Genomic DNA, 15,492 nt, shown 5'->3' with positions numbered 1-15,492 from the left:
TCAGTTCCTCCCCATGAGTTTCATTGCGCTGTCGGTGATCGCATCGGTGGTAATGCCGAAGTGGCGATAGAGATCGGGGGCCGGGGCCGAGGCGCCGAAGCCAGACATGCCGACAAAGCCGTCATTGCGTTCGAGCATGATTTCCCAGCCCTGCCGTATGGCGGCCTCGATGCCGACGCGCGGGGCAGTCCCGCGCACGGCGAGCCGGTAGGCCGGTGATTGGGCGGCGAAGAGCTCCAAGCAAGGGGCCGAGACGACCGCAGCGCGGATGCCCTTCTCGGCCAGCCGCATTGCCGCGTCGAGCGCCAGTTCCACCTCGGATCCGGTCGCGATCAATGTCACGTCCCGCGCCGCGGCGGTTTCCATCAGCACATAGGCGCCGCGGGCCGTCAGGTTGGCGTCGTGATGGCGCGTACGCAGGGTCGGAAGCCCCTGCCGCGACAGACAGAGCGCCGTCGGCGTGCTCTCGGAGCTGGCCGCGATTTCCCAAGCCTCGGCCGTTTCCACCGCGTCCGCCGGGCGGATCACGTTGAGATTGGGCATGGCGCGGAGCGAGGCGATGGTTTCGACCGGCTGGTGGGTCGGGCCGTCCTCGCCCAGTCCGATGGAGTCGTGCGTCAGCACATAGGTGACCGGCTGCTCCATCAGCGCCGAGAGGCGGATCGCCGGGCGGCAGTAGTCGGCAAAGACGAGGAAGGTTCCGCCATAGGGAACGAAGCCGCCATGCAGCGAGATCCCGTTCATGATCGCGGCCATGGCATGTTCGCGCACGCCGTAATGGATGTAGTCGCCAGAGAAATCGCCGGGCGTGACCGGGCGCATCGCGCTGGTTCGGGTGTTGTTGGAACCGGTCAGGTCGGCCGAGCCGCCAACCGTGTTGGGCAGGGTGCCGTTCACGATCTCCAGCGCCATCTCGGAGGCCTTGCGGGTGGCGACCTTGGGAGCGTCTTGGGAAAGCTGGTGTTTGTAATTGCCGAGAGCTGCGGCCAGCGCCTCTTTATCAGGCCGGGCGAGGGATTGGCGGAAGCCGTCGGCCATTGGCGAGGCGGCAAGCCGCTTCTTCCAGACCGCGCGTGTGTCGCCGCCACGGCGGGCAACCTCGCGCCAGGCCTCCTGCACCGCGTTCGGGATCTCGAAGGGGGCATGCGGCCAGCCGAGCACCTCGCGGGCGGCGACGATTTCCTCTGCCCCGAGCGGTGCGCCATGGGTGGCCGCCGTGCCCTGCTTGTTGGGGGCGCCGAAGCCGATGATGGTCTTGCAGGCGATCATCGAGGGGCGCGGATCGGCCCGTGCGGCTTCGATGGCGGTGGCAATCGCCTCCTTGTCATGCCCGTCCACGGCCTGCACATGCCAACCGGCGGCGGTGAAACGGGCAGCCTGGTTGGTCGAGGTCGAGACGTCGGTGGAGCCGTCGATGGTAATGGAATTGTCGTCCCAGAAGAGGATTAGCCGTCCGAGGCCCATATGGCCGGCAAAGTCGATGGCTTCGTGGCTGATGCCCTCCATCAGGCAACCATCGCCCGCGAGCACATAGGTCCAGTGATCCACCAGGTCGCCGCCGAAGCGGGCATTGTGCATCCGCTCAGCCAGCGCCATGCCGACAGCTGTCGTGACACCCTGGCCGAGCGGGCCGGTGGTGGTCTCGATCCCCTTGGCATGGCCAAATTCGGGGTGCCCGGCGGTGCGGGATCCCATCTGGCGGAAATTCTTCAGCTGCTCGATATCCATATCGTCATACCCGAGCAGGTGGTTGATCGCGTAGACCAGCATCGAGCCATGGCCCGCGCTCATTACGAAACGGTCGCGGTCGGGCCAGAGATGGTCCTTCGGGTCGACATTCAGGAAGCGGTTGAAGAGCACGGTGGCCACGTCGGCCAGCCCCATCGGCGCGCCGGGATGGCCGGAATTCGCGGCCTGCACGGCGTCCATGGCGAGCGCACGGATGGCGTTGGACATAAGGTCTTCGGTGGCTGTCGCAACAGCGGTCTCGATATTCATTTCTGAGGGCTCCTCAGGCGCGGCGGGCTTCGTGGACGAGGCGTTCGACCATTGGGGTAAAGATCAGCTGCATGGCGAGATCCATCTTCCCACCCGGGATGACGATGGAATTGGCGCGGCTCATCCAGCTGCCCCCGATCATTGAGGTGAGATAGGAAAAATCGATCCCACGCGGGTTCTTGAAGCGGATCACGACGAGGCTCTCGTCCGGCGTCGGAATCCAGCGGGCGATGAAGGGGTTGGAGGTGTCAACAATCGGCACGCGCTGGAAATTGACGTCCGTCTCGGTGAATTGCGGCGTGATGCAATGCACATAGGCATGCATCCGGCGCAGGATCACATCCGTGACGGCCTCGGTGGAATAGCCCCGGCTGTCGCGGTCGCGGTGGATCTTCTGGATCCATTCGAGATTGATCACCGGCACGACGCCGATCTTCAGATCGGCCAGCTTCGGCAGGTTCACGGTGTCATTGGCAACCGCCCCATGCAGCCCCTCGTAAAAGAGCAGGTCGCTGTCATGCGCGAATTCGGCCCACTCGGTAAACTCGCCGGGCGGTACGCCATAGCGCTCGGCCTCCTTGTCGTCATGCACGTAATGGCGGGTGCGCCCTTTGCCTGTCTCGCCATATTCGCGAAAGACGCGTTCCAGCTCGCCCAACTCGTTGGCCTCGTAGCTGAAATGGCTGAAGGTCGGGTCGCCGGCATCGTAGTGTTTCTGCAGCTCGGCCTTCATCTCGGCGCGGTTGTAACGATGAAAGGCGTCGCCCTCGATCGAGACAGCCTTTATGCCTTCGCGGCGAAAGATCTGGTCGAAGGTGTGCTTGACCGTGGAGGTGCCCGCCCCGGAGGAGCCGGTCACCGAAATGATTGGATGCTTCTTGCTCATTGGGCGTTTGCTCCCTTGGGCGATACGGATGTGAGTGGTGGAACGGGGTCAGAGGCGGAACAGGCCGCGCTGACCGAAAAGTGCCGAGACTTCCTGGTCGGGTAGGTCGTGATAGGCGGTGACGCGCTCGACCTTTTCGGTGGTGCCGAAAACGAAGGGCGTGCGGGCGTGCAGCTCGCTGGCCATCTGCCCCATGATCGCGTCGCTGCCATCGGTGGCGGCCCCACCTGCCTGTTCGATCAGGAATGCAATTGGCGCGCATTCATAAACCATGCGCAGACGCCCGCGCTCGTACCCTTTCCGGTTGTCGGTGGGGTAGAGAAAGATGCCGCCACGGCTCAGGATGCGGTGGGTTTCGGCCACGAGCGAGGCCACCCAACGCATGTTGAAATTCTTGCCGCGCGGACCTTCGATCCCGGCAAGGCAATCGTCGATATAGGCGCGAATGGGCTTGGACCAGTGACGGTAGTTCGAGGCGTTGATTGCAAACTCGCTGGAGCCTTCGGGAATGGTCTTGGCCGGATCAAGCAGGCGGAACCTGTCGCTTTCCGGGTCCAGCACATATTGCTGAACGCCCTTGCCGAAGGTCAGCATCATCTGGCTCTGCGGCCCATAGATCACGTAGCCCGCGGCGATCTGTTCGCAGGCAGGCCGCAACACGCTCGCCTCGGCGTCGTCCTTGGCCTCGTAAATCGAGAAGATCGTGCCGATGGAGACATTCACGTCGATATTCGACGAGCCGTCCAGCGGGTCGATGGCGACCACGTAGCGCCCGTCCGGGTCCATCGCTTCGACATGGTCGCGCTCCTCGGAGGCATACCAGCGGACGCCCGTTCCCTTCAGCGCAGTCGAGAAGGCCTCGTCGGCCAGCACGTCCAGCGCCTTCTGGGTGTCGCCATCGGTGTTCTCGCCCACCTCGTGGCCGAGAGACTGTCCGAGCCCGCCGCGCCGGATGGTAAAGGACAGGTTCCGCGCCACCCGCGCCAACGCATCAAGAGGCGCGCGCAGATCTTCCGGGACCTGGGTCGTGTCGATTGAACTGGCTATCTCCAACATCGCGGCCTCCCCTCCAACGATTCAAGAACAGCTTTCATATTCAATTTTTTGAGTTATAAGTGAATTTAAAAGATCAGAACTGTTGTTTCAGAAAATCTAATGCATCGCCTGAACGCCCTGACTTTCAAACAGTTGCGCGCCCTGCGCGCGGTGACCGATCTGCGCTCCATCAGCCGGGCCGCCGAAGAGCTTGGCCTGACGCCGCCCGCGGTTCACAGCCAACTCAAGGCGCTGGAAGAGAATTTCACCTGCGCCATGCTGCACCGGACGGGGCCGGAGGCCTTTGCGCCAACGCCGGAAGGGGCGGCCCTGCTGGTTGCTTTCGACAAGGCGGAGGCAAGCCTTCGGCAGGCCGTCTACATGATCGAGGCGCTCCGCAGCGGCAAGGCGGGCACGGTTGTTTTGGGCGTGGTCAGCACGGCGAAGTATTTCGCCCCGGAACTGGTTGCGCAGCTGAAGCGGGAATTGCCCGAGGTCGACGTCAAGCTGAAGGTGGGCAATCGCGGGGAGATCCTGTCGGGCCTCGAAGACCGGGCCTTCGACCTTGCCCTGATGGGGCGGCCACCCCGCAATCCGCCGGTTTCGGCTACGGTGATCGGTCCGAATCCGCATCTTCTCGTCGCTGCTGCCGATCATCCGCTGGCCGGGCGCGAGAGTGTTTCGGCCGAGGAAATCCTGGCCGAGCCCTTTCTGGCGCGCGAATACGGCTCGGGAACACGGGTGCTCAGCGAGCGCTTCCTGTATGGGCTCGATGCCGGCGATCCGGCGGAAGTGATCGAGATGTCGTCCAACGAGACCATCAAGCAATCGGTGATCGCGGGGCTCGGAATTGCCATCCTTTCCCAGCATACGATTACCGAGGAGCTGCATTCGGGGCGGCTGGTGGCCTTGCGCACACCCAATATGCCCATCCTGCGCAAATGGTTCCTGCTTTACCCTGCCGACCGGCCGCCTTCGGGGGCTGCGGGCGAGGTCCATGACCGGATCCTGGCCTTGGTTGAACCGATCTTCGCGCGCACGCTCAGTTGAGGGGGGGGGCGCCGGTCCGCGCGCTTGAGAATGCAACGCGACCTGCTAGCATCGGTCTGCGGCGCCGAGCAGGCCGCGCGGCGCGCAAGGGGGAGGCGCATCGATGATCATTGCTCTGGTTCAGATTCCGCTCGACGGACCACGACGGACACGGGAGGCAGTGATCGCCCAATCGCTCGAGTCCACGAAGATCTTTCACGAGGTGAAGGGGCTGCGCCGCAAGTATTACCTCGACAGCGAGGCCGGCGGCGGCGGGATCTACGAGTTTGCCACCCGCGAGGATGCCGAAGCCTGGTTCAACGAGGGCTGGGCGGACTGGATGGAGGGACGTTTCGGCGTGCGTCCGGTGCTGACCCTTTTCGACAACCCGGTCGTGCTCGACAACGTGGCCGGCGAGGTCAGGGTGGACGGCAAGCCGGTTACGCCGCCTTGGGGTGCGACGTGATAGTTGGCCCGTCCGCTTCCACCCGCGGAAATGCGGGCGGAAGCGGCAGGTTTTCCCAGATCGCATGCACGGTCCGGGCAAGGGAAGCGAGAGATCAGATGGTGACGAGGACGTTCCGGAAGGACCACGGGTTCTGCCGGTCCAGTTCCTCGGGGAACAGGGAAAGCCTGTCCTTGAGCGGCGTCCAGTCGGTGAAATAGCCCTTCACCGGCCCGAGATAGGGCGATTGCACCCCGAGGCAGAAGCGGAAATCCATCTCGTCGGTTTCGACAATGCCCGCTTCTGGGTTGGCCAGGGCCCAGGCCATTCCGGCCAGCACCGCCGAGGTGACTTGCAGGCCGGTCGCGTTCTGCTGCGGCGCGAGCGCCCGGGTCTCTCCAATGGAAAGCTGCGAGCCATACCAGTAGGCATTCTTGCGGTGACCGAAGAGCAGCACGCCAAGCTCGTCGACGCCATCGACGATATTGCTCTCGTCGAGAACCTGCATCTCCGGCTGCGCCGCGCCGCCATTGCCGAACATCTCGTGCAATGACAACACGGCGAGGTTCGCGGGGTGATAGGCATAGTGACAGGTCGGCCGATAGGCGACACCACCCTCGGCATCCCGGACCGTGAAAAAGTCCGCGATCGAGATCGCCTCATTATGGGTCACCAGGAAGCCGTATTGCGGCCCCGGGGTCGGGCACCAGCTGCGCACGCGGGTCGCGGCTCCGGGCTGTTCGAGATAGATGGCCGCCTGGCAGCCTTCCTCGTGGCCCTTTGCATTGGCGGGCATCCAGCTCTCGCTGGTGCCCCAGCCGAGCTCGGCCGGCTGCAAGCCCTCCGAGATGAACCCCTCCACCGACCAGGTGTTGACGAAGACATTCGCCGGTTTGGGCGCATCCGAGCGCTGCGTATCGCGCTCCGCGATGTGGATGCCCTTGACGCCGACGCGCCGCATGAGCCGCGCCCAGCCATCGCGATCATTCGCGGCGGGCTCGTCGATATCGGCACCCACCGCCTCCGCGACATCGAGCAACGCCTGCTTGACGAACCACGACACCATGCCCGGATTCGCGCCGCAGCAGGACACCGCCGTCGTGCCGCCGGGATTGGCCGCCTTTTCCGTCCGCACGGTTTCGCGCAGGGCGTAATTGGTGCGCGCGGCATTCCCGGCTGTCTCGTCGAAATAGAAGCCCGGCCAGGGCTCGATGACCGTGTCGATATAGAGCACGCCAAGCTCGCGGCAGAGCTTCATCAGGTCGAGCGACGAGGTATCGACAGAGAGGTTCACGCAAAATCCCTGCCCTTCTCCGGCCGTCAGGTAGGGCGTGAGCAGCTCGCGGTAGTTCCGGCGCGTGAGCTCGACCGCGATGAAGCGGTAGCCGCGATCCTCGACCAGGGCACGGTCCTTGTCCACGGGATCGATCACCACCAGCCGGTCGGGATCGAAATCAAAATGGCGTTCGATCAGGGGCAATGTGCCGCGACCGATGGAACCAAAACCGATCATCACCACGGGGCCGGTAATCTTGCCATGGTTGGGGTATGTCTTCTCTGTCATCCGTTGCTGTGGCCACTGGCAAAGCCGGGCCGCTCCTTTCTGTCGAGTGTGGTTTCCGTCAGGCGGCCCGGGACGCGGTTGCGCGCTCGGGGACAGCCTGTGTGATGCTTGGGCCGCAGGGGCGCAGAACCCCGTGGGCATGATCGAGCGCGCCCGGCTCCAGGGGCAGGCCAAGCAGCCGGTGGCGTTCGAACGGACCGGGCATGTGCAGCCGGCGCGCGTGGCGGGCATGAAAGCCGAAGCGCTCGTAGTAGGGCGGGTCGCCCACCAGAACGACGGCGCGGAACTCCTGTGCGCGCAACGTCGCCAGAACCGAGTGCATGAGCGCGGCTCCGATGCCGAGGCCTTGCCGCGTCGGATCCACCGCGAGCGGGCCGAGCATCAGCGCCCCGCTCAGGCCGCCAGCGCGCACATGCCACAGCCGCACGGTGCCTACCAGGCCGCCGGGCGCCTGGGCGACAAGGGACAGCGCGGGCAGACGCCCCTCGCGCAGCCGTTCCGAGCTGCGCGAGAAGCGAATTGTGCCCATCGTTGTGTCCAGAAGCGCCTCGCGCGCCGGCACGTCGGTGGGGTGCTCGGCGCGGATGACAAGTTCCACTGCGGCCGCATTGGCTGCGAAGTCCCGCGCCATCAGAGGATGACCGAACGCAGCGGCGGGAAGCCGTTGAAGGCCTGCGCCGAATAGGTCGTTGTATAGGCGCCGGTCCCCTCGATCAGGATCTCGTCGCCCACGGTCAGCGTAGGCGGCATCGGGTAGTGGTTCTTTTCGTAGAGTACATCGGCGCTGTCGCAGGTCGGCCCGGCGAGGATGCAGGGCGCCATCTCGATCTCCCGCATCGAAGCGCAGTCGAAGGAGGAGCCGAGCTCCGCCAGCAACGACAGGATCTGCGGCGCGGGGTTGGCATTCACAGCGTAGAAGATACGCGTGTCCGGCAACGCATGGGCAAAGGACAGGTAGTTCTCGCGCACGATATCGGTGTCGACGATCAGGCAGGGCTCGTCGAACTGGTTCGCGTTGATGTAATCGGCGATGCGGGCGGACGTCATTGTGGCCTCTCCATCCAGACAAGTGTTTGAACCCGGCCGTCCCCTTGGCCGTTGCGCGGGCCGTGGACGCGCCGCGTAACGAATCGAGAAGACAACCGGACCCGGCGCCGCAGAACTGCGAAACCGGCGCGATCAAGCGCTGTCTTGGATTGGAGCGGTAATCCCGTCCGCACGTCCGACAACAAAGGTGTGCCGCTTTGAGGCTGGCTTTGGACACCAGCGCAGGCAAAGGGCCCTACCGTCGTTGCTTCAAGGCGCCCGGCGAGACATCCAACCTTCCCGCCTCGATATGCCTGGACATATCGATGTACCGTCGACCTAACCCGCCACCCGCCTGCGTTTTACGCAGACTTGATCGACTTCGAAGTATTCGAGCCAATCCGACGTTTGGACCGTGGGCGCCCACAGGCACGTGCGACCTTGGGCTGAGCGGGCATGTACCGCAATTTCGACGTTTTGCAATGCGAAAAAGCCCGCGCCAGGGAGATTTTCCGCAGGCGATGCGAACGCCTCCGGCATGGGGGTGTTTTGTGCGTTCCAAGAGTTTTTCGGGGGCGGCTAAGGGAGTTGCAGCACGATCCGCATGCACCCTTCCGGTCCGATCTCCAGCACTCGCGCGCCGTCATGGGGACGACGGGGGGAGTGGTAAGGTCAGGATTCGCATTCTGTTTTGGAAAGCAGGTTCCGGTGGATTTTTCGTGGCGACCCCTACAGGCGCCAATTCCTATTCCTGCGGGTTCCAGTGCGGCTTCCTATGCCATTAAAAAAAGATGATTTTGTTCCCTAACGTCCTTTTGAGTTCCAACTTGTTCCACTATGTTGTGGGGGAGCTAATGGGGGAACCAATGCCCGCTGAAATCAAGCCCACCCGCAAGGCTCTGACTGCCGCTGTTGTCAGTTCTGTGAAAGAACCCGGCAAGTATCACGACGGCAAGGGAACTGGCCTCTTTCTGCTGGTCAAGCCGACCGGTGGGCGCTTCTGGGTTCAGCGCATCGTCATCCGTGGCAAGCGCCGGGAAATGGGACTGGGTAGCCCGCCTGTCGTCACGCTGGCCGAAGCCCGCGAGCAGGCGTTGGAAAACAAGCGCATTGCACGTGCGGGCGGTGACCCGCTCGCAGAGAAGCGGAAGGCAAGGGCGGTTCTCACCTTCGAGGAAGCCGCCCGTAAGGCACATGTCGAGTTGTCCCCGACCTGGAAGAACCCGAAAGACCGCGCGGCGTTCCTCTCAACTCTGGAAAAATACATTTTCCCGCGTTTCGGCTCGGTTGCTTTGCCAGAAGTCACCAGTGCCGACGTTCGGCAGGCCATCTTGGCCGCGCGCGAGAAGGTGCCGCATGTTGCGCGAAAACTGGTTTACCGCGTGTCCTATGTTTTCAGATGGGGGATTGCAGAAGGAATGTGTGCGAACAACCCCTCGACAGCCGCAACGCTCGCTCTGCCCAAGGTGGAACGGAAGCCCAAGCACCGCAAGGCGCTGCATTACTCGGAAGTTGCCGGATGTATTGAAACGGTCCATGCTTCACGGGCATGGAAGGCAACCAAGCTGGCGATTGAGTTCCTTATTCTGACCGCCAGCCGTTCGGGCGAGGTGCGCATGGCGCGCTGGGATGAAATCGACATGAACACCGCGACATGGGAAATCCCCGCTGACCGGATGAAGATGCAGCGCCCGCACCGAGTTCCCCTGCCTGCCCGCGCGGTGGAGATACTGACCGAAGCTCAAAGCCTGCGCGATGGGTCCGGCCTCGTCTTCCCCAGTCTGCGCGGCAAGGTGCTCTCAGACATGACGCTTTCCAAGCTGGTCAAGGAACTCGGCTTCGATGCCGACATTCACGGCTTCCGCACGTCATTTCGCACATGGGCGCAGGAACGGACAAATTACCCCCGCGAGGTTGCCGAGGCCGCGTTGGCGCACAAGACCGGCGATGCTGTGGAGCAAGCCTATGCGCGCTCGGACGTGTTCGAGAAGCGGCGGAAGATGATGGAGAGTTGGGCGGCGTATCTGAGCGAGACGGACGCCAAGGTTGCGAGGATTGGTTGATGTTCTATTTGGACGGTTGGGTTTCAGCGCCTGAGTGCTTCTTTCTAATCTATGACCAAATGGAAGAGCAGGTTCCTGGCTCGACTGACGAGTCGCTAGACAAGGTTCGGGAAGAGTTTTGGAACTTTTGCTGGACTCTCAATGAGGCTGGCATCCTCTTGCCAAACGGTCAGGAGGTCCGGGTGGATCGTTTTTTTCTCCGAACCATCAGCCGTCATGGCTCCAATCATGAGTCTTTCGACTACCGGACCGGGATTGTGACGTTCGGCGAGGCGCGGGTTGGGGTTGGCTTCCGCATGCTCCACGCTCTGAGTATCGCGGCGCTTCGTGCGCGCGAAGAACCGACGGACAAAGAACATGGCCGAAGGTCGCAATGGATTCTGATCTTCACGTTCGTGTTGCTCGTTACCGGATATACTTCGTTAATTTTGGCGCTTGTTTCATTTGGGCTTTGGGTTCCTTGGCATGAAGTCGGTAGAGAAGTGGCGATAGAGCTAGCATTTGCTGGCAGCGTTGTGCTCGTCGCAGCTTACGTTCTACTAACTCGCCTTCTCCCGCACAAAGCCACCACAACCTTAGCTCCCAAGCCATGGGGCGGTTTTTCAGGCGGTTCACTGATGTTTCGAAAGAAGGATGTTGTCGAGTATCTTGATCGACCGTCGGACGAGGTCGCTGGAGACGGGAGCGTTGCAGCCGTTGCGAATAGAATTATAGCGGATTGCCGTAGGGGATATTTCCCTAGAAAAGCAGATGCTGCCACCCGCCATGCCCCCCCTGGCATGTCGCATCGAGCCTTCTTGGCTGCGTGGGAAAAGGCTCGGGAACTGTACCCTGAGCTTTCCAAGCCGGGAAACTGGAAGTCAAAACAGTAAGTTACGGAATCGATGCGCCGTATCGAAACGCTTTTCGAATTGTGCCGCCTATTTCCACGGCTGGTTGTGTTCATCTTGTTCGGCATGTTCCACAACAACCCAAGGACATGCGACATGGCAACAAGCTCCGAACAGAACCAAGACCGCTTCCAACGCCGACCGGCAGTTGAAGCAATGACCGGCCTTTCGCGGTCGTCCATCTATTCAAAAATGGACCCGCGCAGTCCGCAACATGACCCCGAGTTTCCGAAGCCCGTGCGGCTCGGAAAGCGCGCGGTCGCGTGGCGCGAAAGCGATATTCTCGCCTGGATGAACGGCCGCCAAAGCACGGCTGCCTAAACGAAACCCCGCAAAGTCCGGCGAGACCATGCAGGGTGTATTCGTTTCAGCGTCCAACTGAGATGTACCGCAACTGCCTCGCCGCTTCAATGCATGAGGCTATCGAATGCAGAAAATCAAGGCATACAGGGTCCAGAATGGGTCCGACGATCCGTTTCGGATCAACATCACCGGCCGCGTCAACTGGGCCATGGAACAACTACTCGCTGCTGGCGACAACGGTTGCACGCCAATCTTTCATCCCGCTCCACGCTGGAGTCACTACATCTGGGTTTTGCGTGGCGAATGCGTGGAAATCGAGACCATCCATGAACCGCACGAAGGCGAGTTTCCGGGGACACATGCGTGCTACGTTCTTCGCTCTCAGGTTACACCTGTGACCGGCTACAGTTCCCAGGTGGCGGCATGAGCAAGACCTACCACCCCGACCCGCGCGAAATCCAAATCCGGTTTCTCGCCCGCCGCTATGGCCTCACCCGGCAACAGGCCGAACTGCTGGCGGACCATTGCTATGGGGAGCGCCGCGCATGAATGCACTCCCGAACTTCCGCACCGACCACCGCGAAGAAGCGGACGGATACCGGGGCGAGGTGTTCCGGCATGGCAACTTCCGCGTTGCCGAATGCCGGGATGGTCTCCAATGGCTTTTGCAACGCAGGAGCGGCACCAAAACCATGGGGGGAGCGCGATGGCGCACCCTCGCCTACTGTGTGACCCGCGAAGCCTTAACCCGCCTCTACCAAGCCCACAGCGGCGCTGTTGCGCCCGAACTGGCCGACCTGCCGCCGCACATTCGGCACCGCGCGGACCGACCTTTCCGCCGAATGGACAAGGGAGCGTGAGCAGATGGGAGTATTCGCGCAACATTCCGAAGCCTATGCGGATGCTGGCTTACCCGCCTTTCCGGTGGATACACTCCACAAACGCCCCGCCGTGCGAGGTTGGCAGAAGGCGACGCCGCGTCTCGCACGCACATGGGCGCATGTCGAAAAGCTGGGCAATGCAGATGGGCTTGGCATCGTCATGGGCAAGCCTTCCGGCATCACCGAAATCGACGTGGACGCGGCAAGCGAGGCTTGGCTTGCCGCTGCGGTGGAGCGGTTCGGGGAAACCCCGATTGTCATCGGCACCGCCACCGGAAAGGCAAAGCTCTGGTATCGTCACAATGGGGAGGACCGGAAAATCCGGCCCTTCCGCAACCAACCGATAGACGTGCTGGGCGGTGGCTTCACGATAGCGCCACCCTCATGGCGGGAAGACCTTGGCGCGGCCTATGCCTTCCGCTCCGGAGGGCTTGGCGACATTGCAAACCTTCCCACAATCCGCGCCGACGCGCTGGGTTTCGACCGTCCTGCCGAGACCGTCCAGACCGGCGAGCGCAACAACCATCTCTGGCGCTACTGCATGACCCAGGCGCGCTATTGCGACGACGTGGAAGCGCTTCTGGATGTGGCCGCCTCGTGGGCAAGCACTTTCCCCGATCCGCTGCCAGTTGCAGAGGTGGAACGCACCGCCCGCTCGGCATGGAAATACGAAGCGGCGGGCCGGAACTATGTCGGCCTGCGCAAACCCCAACTGTCAGAAGGAGACCGCATCATGGATGCTTTGATAGACAAGCCCGACGCGCTGGTGCTGTATCAGCTTCTTGTTCGCTGGCACCAGAACAAGTCGGATTTCTCAATCGCACCCCGCGCCATGAGCGAGGCCGGAAACCCGCCCTGGTCTCGGCAACGGATTGCACGCACGCGCGATGTGCTGCTCGAACGGCGGTTTCTCGAAGAATTGCGCGCGCCAAGCCGACACCGAAGCGGCCTCTACCGGCTCCGCACTTGGTGGCCCGTATCTGGGAATAATCACTATACACCCTTTTCCCCCGCCTATGGGGAAGGCAGGCAACCTGGAGGGCGCGCTAGTGACCGGGATTAAATCGGCGCCAGCGCCCATTACGCAGACTTTGCGGGCGCTCTTGCAGGGTGTCGCTTTCGCGGTGTCGGCGGTGACCGGCTGAGACCTGAAAAACGGCCTGCGCATGTTGTGCAGGTTCCCACATGATTTCGGTAAAATCTGAGGCACTACATGGGCGGAATGGGTAGCGGGCGGCACTGGCACATTGGCGCCAGGAGCACGACGGAAGACTATCGGGCGATAGACGTGCGTTGGCTGGGGCGCGAGGGCATGATGCGTCCGGGCTATTCGGGCAACATCACATGGTCACGCAATGGCGGAGTAGTGGCATCGGTCGGTATCGCCTCGGAACCGGGGCGCATTGTCTTGGATTACCGGTCCCGAAGCGTGGGCGAGGATTGGGAAAGCCTGCGCTACAGCGTCCATCTCGACGCCACGCCCTGCAACATCGGCGGGGCGCGGCATTGGTTCCTCTGCCCCGCCCAAGGCTGCGGGAGGCGGGTTGCGGTGCTCTATGGCGGACGGATATACGCTTGCCGTCATTGTCACCAACTGGCCTACCCGTCCCAGCGCGAAGACGCGGGCGAAAGAGCGGCACGGAAGGCGGACAGGATACGCGGGCAACTTGGCTGGAAACCCGGCATTCTGAACGGCCCGGAACTCTGCAACAAACCCAAGGGGATGCACTGGCGGACGTTCGAGCGGCTGAACCACCACCACGACAGGTTCGTGATGCAAGCGCTGGGCGGTATCGCGGCTAAATTCGGTTTCGCGGACAGGCTGCCGAGTGCCCGAAACAGGCCGAAATAGGAATTTGCACCGACGGGTCCATCGTCACCAAACGAGCGATGTGCGAGTTGGGTACCAACAGCGGCTACCTGCGCATTCCTGCCGTTTGGCGTAATCTGGCATTGTCCGGAATGCCAAGTGTTGTGGCCATTCTTTCGTGTCACAGTGCGTAAGCATCTGACATCATTTGTGCGGTTCGGGGGGGGGTGGGCGCAATCGGTCGGAAAACGAGAGTTGCCGCTGATCCATATCATCGTTCGAAGGGCCAAAACCCAGTATAGTTTGGCTGCTTGATTGGGTGCGGCCCCTACTGGGAGGGAGAGATGCCAAAAACAGTCACTTTGCAAAACGAAACACTTTGGAGATCATGCATTCTGCGTGGGTGGCGATACCGGGCAGAACACATTCTTGTGGCAGTCGCTTTGATGCTGCTCGAACCCACGGAGGCTCGGGCGGATTTCACGCTGACCATTCTGCATACCAATGACTTCCACTACCGCATCGGGCCGATTGATCGACTTGACAACGACTGTCCGTCCGATGCGGTCGCTGCCGCAGATTGCATCGGGGGATCAGCGCGCCTCAAGGCAGCGATTGCCGCCATCCGAGAACGCGACGACCACGTGGTGCTGCTCGACGCCGGCGATCAATTTCCCAGCCCCGCATACCCGACCGACTTCGATCCATCACTGTCGGCCGAGTTGATGAACCGGATGGGATATGATGCCATGGTCCTTGGAAACCACGAGTTTGACGAAGGTCCGGAGGTTCTGGGTGAATTCATTAGCGGCCTGAGATTTCCCGTTGTGGTAGCCAACGCCGATCTGTCCAGCCATCCGCAACTGGACGGCAAGACATACGGCTCGGTCGTGCTGGAACTCGGCGATGAGCAGCTTGGCGTGATCGGATTGACGCTGCCGCATAACCGGGAGTGGCGAAAGTACACCCCAAGGATCACGGGTAGGGATGCGACGGAAGCGCTGCGCGCCGAAGTCGATAGTCTGGCTGGCAAAGGCATCAACAAAATCGTTCTGATCAGCCATTCCGGCTTCGGAGGGGACCTGTCGCTTGCGGCCAAGAAAACGGGCGTCGATGTGATTGTCGGCGGCCATTCCCATACTTTCCTGTCAGGCAGCGATCCCCGGGCAGAGGGGCCTTATCCGCGAATCTACAATGGAGTAGCCATTGTGCAGGCCTACGCATTTGGCGCATATCTCGGCGAACTGGAGGTGATATTCGACGACGACGGCAAGGTGGTCGAGGCAGTTGGAGAACCCATACCGCTTGATCAAAATGTCGCCGAGGATGAGGAGATCATGCGCCTGATCGCGGAAACTGCCAGATAGAGAATGCAGTCTCGTGTCCAACCGCTACCGGTCATCTGATAATTTCTTACAGATGTCTGCAAGGTCGGCATTCCCGACCTTGAGACCAGCGCCCGACACTTTCCGATACCCAAGGAGCACCGGTCCTGGGCCGCGAGGTCCGGTAACTGCGCTTTGCAGACACTTGGCTTTTGTGGGTTCTTCGCTCATGCAGCA

The 15,492-nt window shown here is 62.0% G+C and carries 17 protein-coding genes; 11 read left to right on the top strand and 6 right to left on the bottom strand.

Annotated features, from left to right (window positions below):
• Genes tkt through AX756_RS11245 form a run of 3 tightly spaced genes read right to left on the bottom strand, consistent with a single transcriptional unit; the run spans position 1 to position 3,931 of the window.
• Positions 1 to 1,998 carry a transketolase gene (tkt, locus tag AX756_RS11255; RefSeq protein ID WP_068311231.1) on the bottom strand — a complete coding sequence of 666 codons (1,998 nt, stop codon included), beginning with the start codon at positions 1,996 to 1,998 and terminating at the stop codon, positions 1 to 3.
• A 13-nt stretch (positions 1,999 to 2,011) separates the two neighbouring features.
• The gene (locus tag AX756_RS11250) at positions 2,012 to 2,884 is read right to left on the bottom strand and encodes a phosphoribulokinase (protein ID WP_068311229.1); all 873 of its coding nucleotides are present in this window, start codon (positions 2,882 to 2,884) and stop codon (positions 2,012 to 2,014) included.
• 48 nt (positions 2,885 to 2,932) lie between these two features.
• Complete coding sequence (locus AX756_RS11245) at positions 2,933 to 3,931, bottom strand: class 1 fructose-bisphosphatase (RefSeq protein WP_438938399.1); 999 nt, start codon at positions 3,929 to 3,931, stop codon at positions 2,933 to 2,935.
• Positions 3,932 to 4,039: 108 nt separating this feature from the next.
• Here AX756_RS11245 and AX756_RS11240 point away from each other — a divergent pair, with 108 nt between their 5' ends.
• Both AX756_RS11240 and AX756_RS11235 read left to right on the top strand, forming a co-directional pair.
• Positions 4,040 to 4,969, top strand: coding sequence for a LysR family transcriptional regulator (locus tag AX756_RS11240; protein ID WP_068311225.1), 930 nt, complete (start codon positions 4,040 to 4,042; stop codon positions 4,967 to 4,969).
• 103 nt (positions 4,970 to 5,072) lie between these two features.
• On the top strand, positions 5,073 to 5,414 hold the full coding sequence (locus AX756_RS11235) for a hypothetical protein (protein WP_068311223.1): 342 nt from the start codon (positions 5,073 to 5,075) through the stop codon (positions 5,412 to 5,414).
• Positions 5,415 to 5,508: 94 nt separating this feature from the next.
• On the opposite strand, the gene AX756_RS11230 is transcribed toward AX756_RS11235, so the two are convergent.
• The 3 genes from AX756_RS11230 to AX756_RS11220 are packed head-to-tail and all read right to left on the bottom strand — an operon-like array spanning position 5,509 to position 8,004.
• Positions 5,509 to 6,957: a homospermidine synthase gene (locus AX756_RS11230; protein ID WP_068311221.1), complete on the bottom strand. Its 1,449-nt coding sequence runs from the start codon at positions 6,955 to 6,957 to the stop codon at positions 5,509 to 5,511.
• Positions 6,958 to 7,015: 58 nt separating this feature from the next.
• On the bottom strand, positions 7,016 to 7,588 hold the full coding sequence (locus AX756_RS11225) for a GNAT family N-acetyltransferase (protein ID WP_068311219.1): 573 nt from the start codon (positions 7,586 to 7,588) through the stop codon (positions 7,016 to 7,018).
• Complete coding sequence (locus AX756_RS11220) at positions 7,588 to 8,004, bottom strand: hypothetical protein (RefSeq protein ID WP_068311217.1); 417 nt, start codon at positions 8,002 to 8,004, stop codon at positions 7,588 to 7,590. The genes AX756_RS11225 and AX756_RS11220 overlap by 1 nt, the downstream gene beginning before the upstream one ends.
• 845 nt (positions 8,005 to 8,849) lie before the next feature.
• Here AX756_RS11220 and AX756_RS11215 point away from each other — a divergent pair.
• The 9 genes from AX756_RS11215 (at position 8,850) to AX756_RS11180 (ending at position 15,297) form a co-directional block, all read left to right on the top strand.
• Entirely contained in the window at positions 8,850 to 10,046 is a 1,197-nt protein-coding gene (locus AX756_RS11215; protein ID WP_231701038.1) for a tyrosine-type recombinase/integrase, read from the top strand.
• A complete protein-coding gene (locus AX756_RS11210) occupies positions 10,046 to 10,918 on the top strand; it encodes a hypothetical protein (protein WP_068311212.1) in 873 nt (290 codons plus the stop codon). The genes AX756_RS11215 and AX756_RS11210 overlap by 1 nt, the downstream gene beginning before the upstream one ends.
• 12 nt (positions 10,919 to 10,930) lie before the next feature.
• Positions 10,931 to 11,257 carry a helix-turn-helix transcriptional regulator gene (locus AX756_RS11205; protein WP_321186425.1) on the top strand — a complete coding sequence of 109 codons (327 nt, stop codon included), beginning with the start codon at positions 10,931 to 10,933 and terminating at the stop codon, positions 11,255 to 11,257.
• Between the two features lie 106 nt (positions 11,258 to 11,363).
• Positions 11,364 to 11,666, top strand: a complete 303-nt coding sequence (locus AX756_RS11200) for a winged helix domain-containing protein (RefSeq protein WP_068311210.1) — start codon at positions 11,364 to 11,366, stop codon at positions 11,664 to 11,666.
• Positions 11,663 to 11,788, top strand: a complete 126-nt coding sequence (locus tag AX756_RS26635) for a hypothetical protein (RefSeq protein WP_269432950.1) — start codon at positions 11,663 to 11,665, stop codon at positions 11,786 to 11,788. The genes AX756_RS11200 and AX756_RS26635 overlap by 4 nt, the downstream gene beginning before the upstream one ends.
• Positions 11,785 to 12,099, top strand: a complete 315-nt coding sequence (locus tag AX756_RS11195; protein WP_068311208.1) for a hypothetical protein — start codon at positions 11,785 to 11,787, stop codon at positions 12,097 to 12,099. The genes AX756_RS26635 and AX756_RS11195 overlap by 4 nt, the downstream gene beginning before the upstream one ends.
• 4 nt (positions 12,100 to 12,103) lie before the next feature.
• Positions 12,104 to 13,183, top strand: a complete 1,080-nt coding sequence (locus tag AX756_RS11190) for a bifunctional DNA primase/polymerase (protein ID WP_068311207.1) — start codon at positions 12,104 to 12,106, stop codon at positions 13,181 to 13,183.
• A gap of 150 nt (positions 13,184 to 13,333) precedes the next feature.
• On the top strand, positions 13,334 to 13,972 hold the full coding sequence (locus AX756_RS11185; RefSeq protein WP_068311206.1) for a hypothetical protein: 639 nt from the start codon (positions 13,334 to 13,336) through the stop codon (positions 13,970 to 13,972).
• A 404-nt stretch (positions 13,973 to 14,376) separates the two neighbouring features.
• Complete coding sequence (locus AX756_RS11180; RefSeq protein WP_068311203.1) at positions 14,377 to 15,297, top strand: metallophosphoesterase; 921 nt, start codon at positions 14,377 to 14,379, stop codon at positions 15,295 to 15,297.
• Positions 15,298 to 15,492 lie beyond the last annotated feature (195 nt).

The organism is Aliiruegeria sabulilitoris (genome assembly GCF_001558155.1).
GTDB lineage: Bacteria > Pseudomonadota > Alphaproteobacteria > Rhodobacterales > Rhodobacteraceae > Tropicimonas > Tropicimonas sabulilitoris.
The sequence above is the reverse complement of the archived record's forward strand: the minus strand, read 5'-3'. Positions and strand labels throughout refer to the sequence as shown.

Excerpts from the sequence above, each read along its gene's own strand:
- tkt (WP_068311231.1), bottom strand. The coding sequence starts at position 1,998 with ATGAATATCGAGACCGCTGTTGCGACAGCCACCGAAGACCTTATGTCC.
- AX756_RS11250 (WP_068311229.1), bottom strand. The coding sequence starts at position 2,884 with ATGAGCAAGAAGCATCCAATCATTTCGGTGACCGGCTCCTCCGGGGCG.
- AX756_RS11240 (WP_068311225.1), top strand. The coding sequence starts at position 4,040 with ATGCATCGCCTGAACGCCCTGACTTTCAAACAGTTGCGCGCCCTGCGC.
- AX756_RS11235 (WP_068311223.1), top strand. The coding sequence starts at position 5,073 with ATGATCATTGCTCTGGTTCAGATTCCGCTCGACGGACCACGACGGACA.
- AX756_RS11230 (WP_068311221.1), bottom strand. The coding sequence starts at position 6,957 with ATGACAGAGAAGACATACCCCAACCATGGCAAGATTACCGGCCCCGTG.
- AX756_RS11225 (WP_068311219.1), bottom strand. The coding sequence starts at position 7,588 with ATGGCGCGGGACTTCGCAGCCAATGCGGCCGCAGTGGAACTTGTCATC.
- AX756_RS11220 (WP_068311217.1), bottom strand. The coding sequence starts at position 8,004 with ATGACGTCCGCCCGCATCGCCGATTACATCAACGCGAACCAGTTCGAC.
- AX756_RS11215 (WP_231701038.1), top strand. The coding sequence starts at position 8,850 with ATGCCCGCTGAAATCAAGCCCACCCGCAAGGCTCTGACTGCCGCTGTT.
- AX756_RS11210 (WP_068311212.1), top strand. The coding sequence starts at position 10,046 with ATGTTCTATTTGGACGGTTGGGTTTCAGCGCCTGAGTGCTTCTTTCTA.
- AX756_RS11205 (WP_321186425.1), top strand. The coding sequence starts at position 10,931 with ATGCGCCGTATCGAAACGCTTTTCGAATTGTGCCGCCTATTTCCACGG.
- AX756_RS11200 (WP_068311210.1), top strand. The coding sequence starts at position 11,364 with ATGCAGAAAATCAAGGCATACAGGGTCCAGAATGGGTCCGACGATCCG.
- AX756_RS26635 (WP_269432950.1), top strand. The coding sequence starts at position 11,663 with ATGAGCAAGACCTACCACCCCGACCCGCGCGAAATCCAAATCCGGTTT.
- AX756_RS11195 (WP_068311208.1), top strand. The coding sequence starts at position 11,785 with ATGAATGCACTCCCGAACTTCCGCACCGACCACCGCGAAGAAGCGGAC.
- AX756_RS11190 (WP_068311207.1), top strand. The coding sequence starts at position 12,104 with ATGGGAGTATTCGCGCAACATTCCGAAGCCTATGCGGATGCTGGCTTA.
- AX756_RS11185 (WP_068311206.1), top strand. The coding sequence starts at position 13,334 with ATGGGCGGAATGGGTAGCGGGCGGCACTGGCACATTGGCGCCAGGAGC.
- AX756_RS11180 (WP_068311203.1), top strand. The coding sequence starts at position 14,377 with ATGCTGCTCGAACCCACGGAGGCTCGGGCGGATTTCACGCTGACCATT.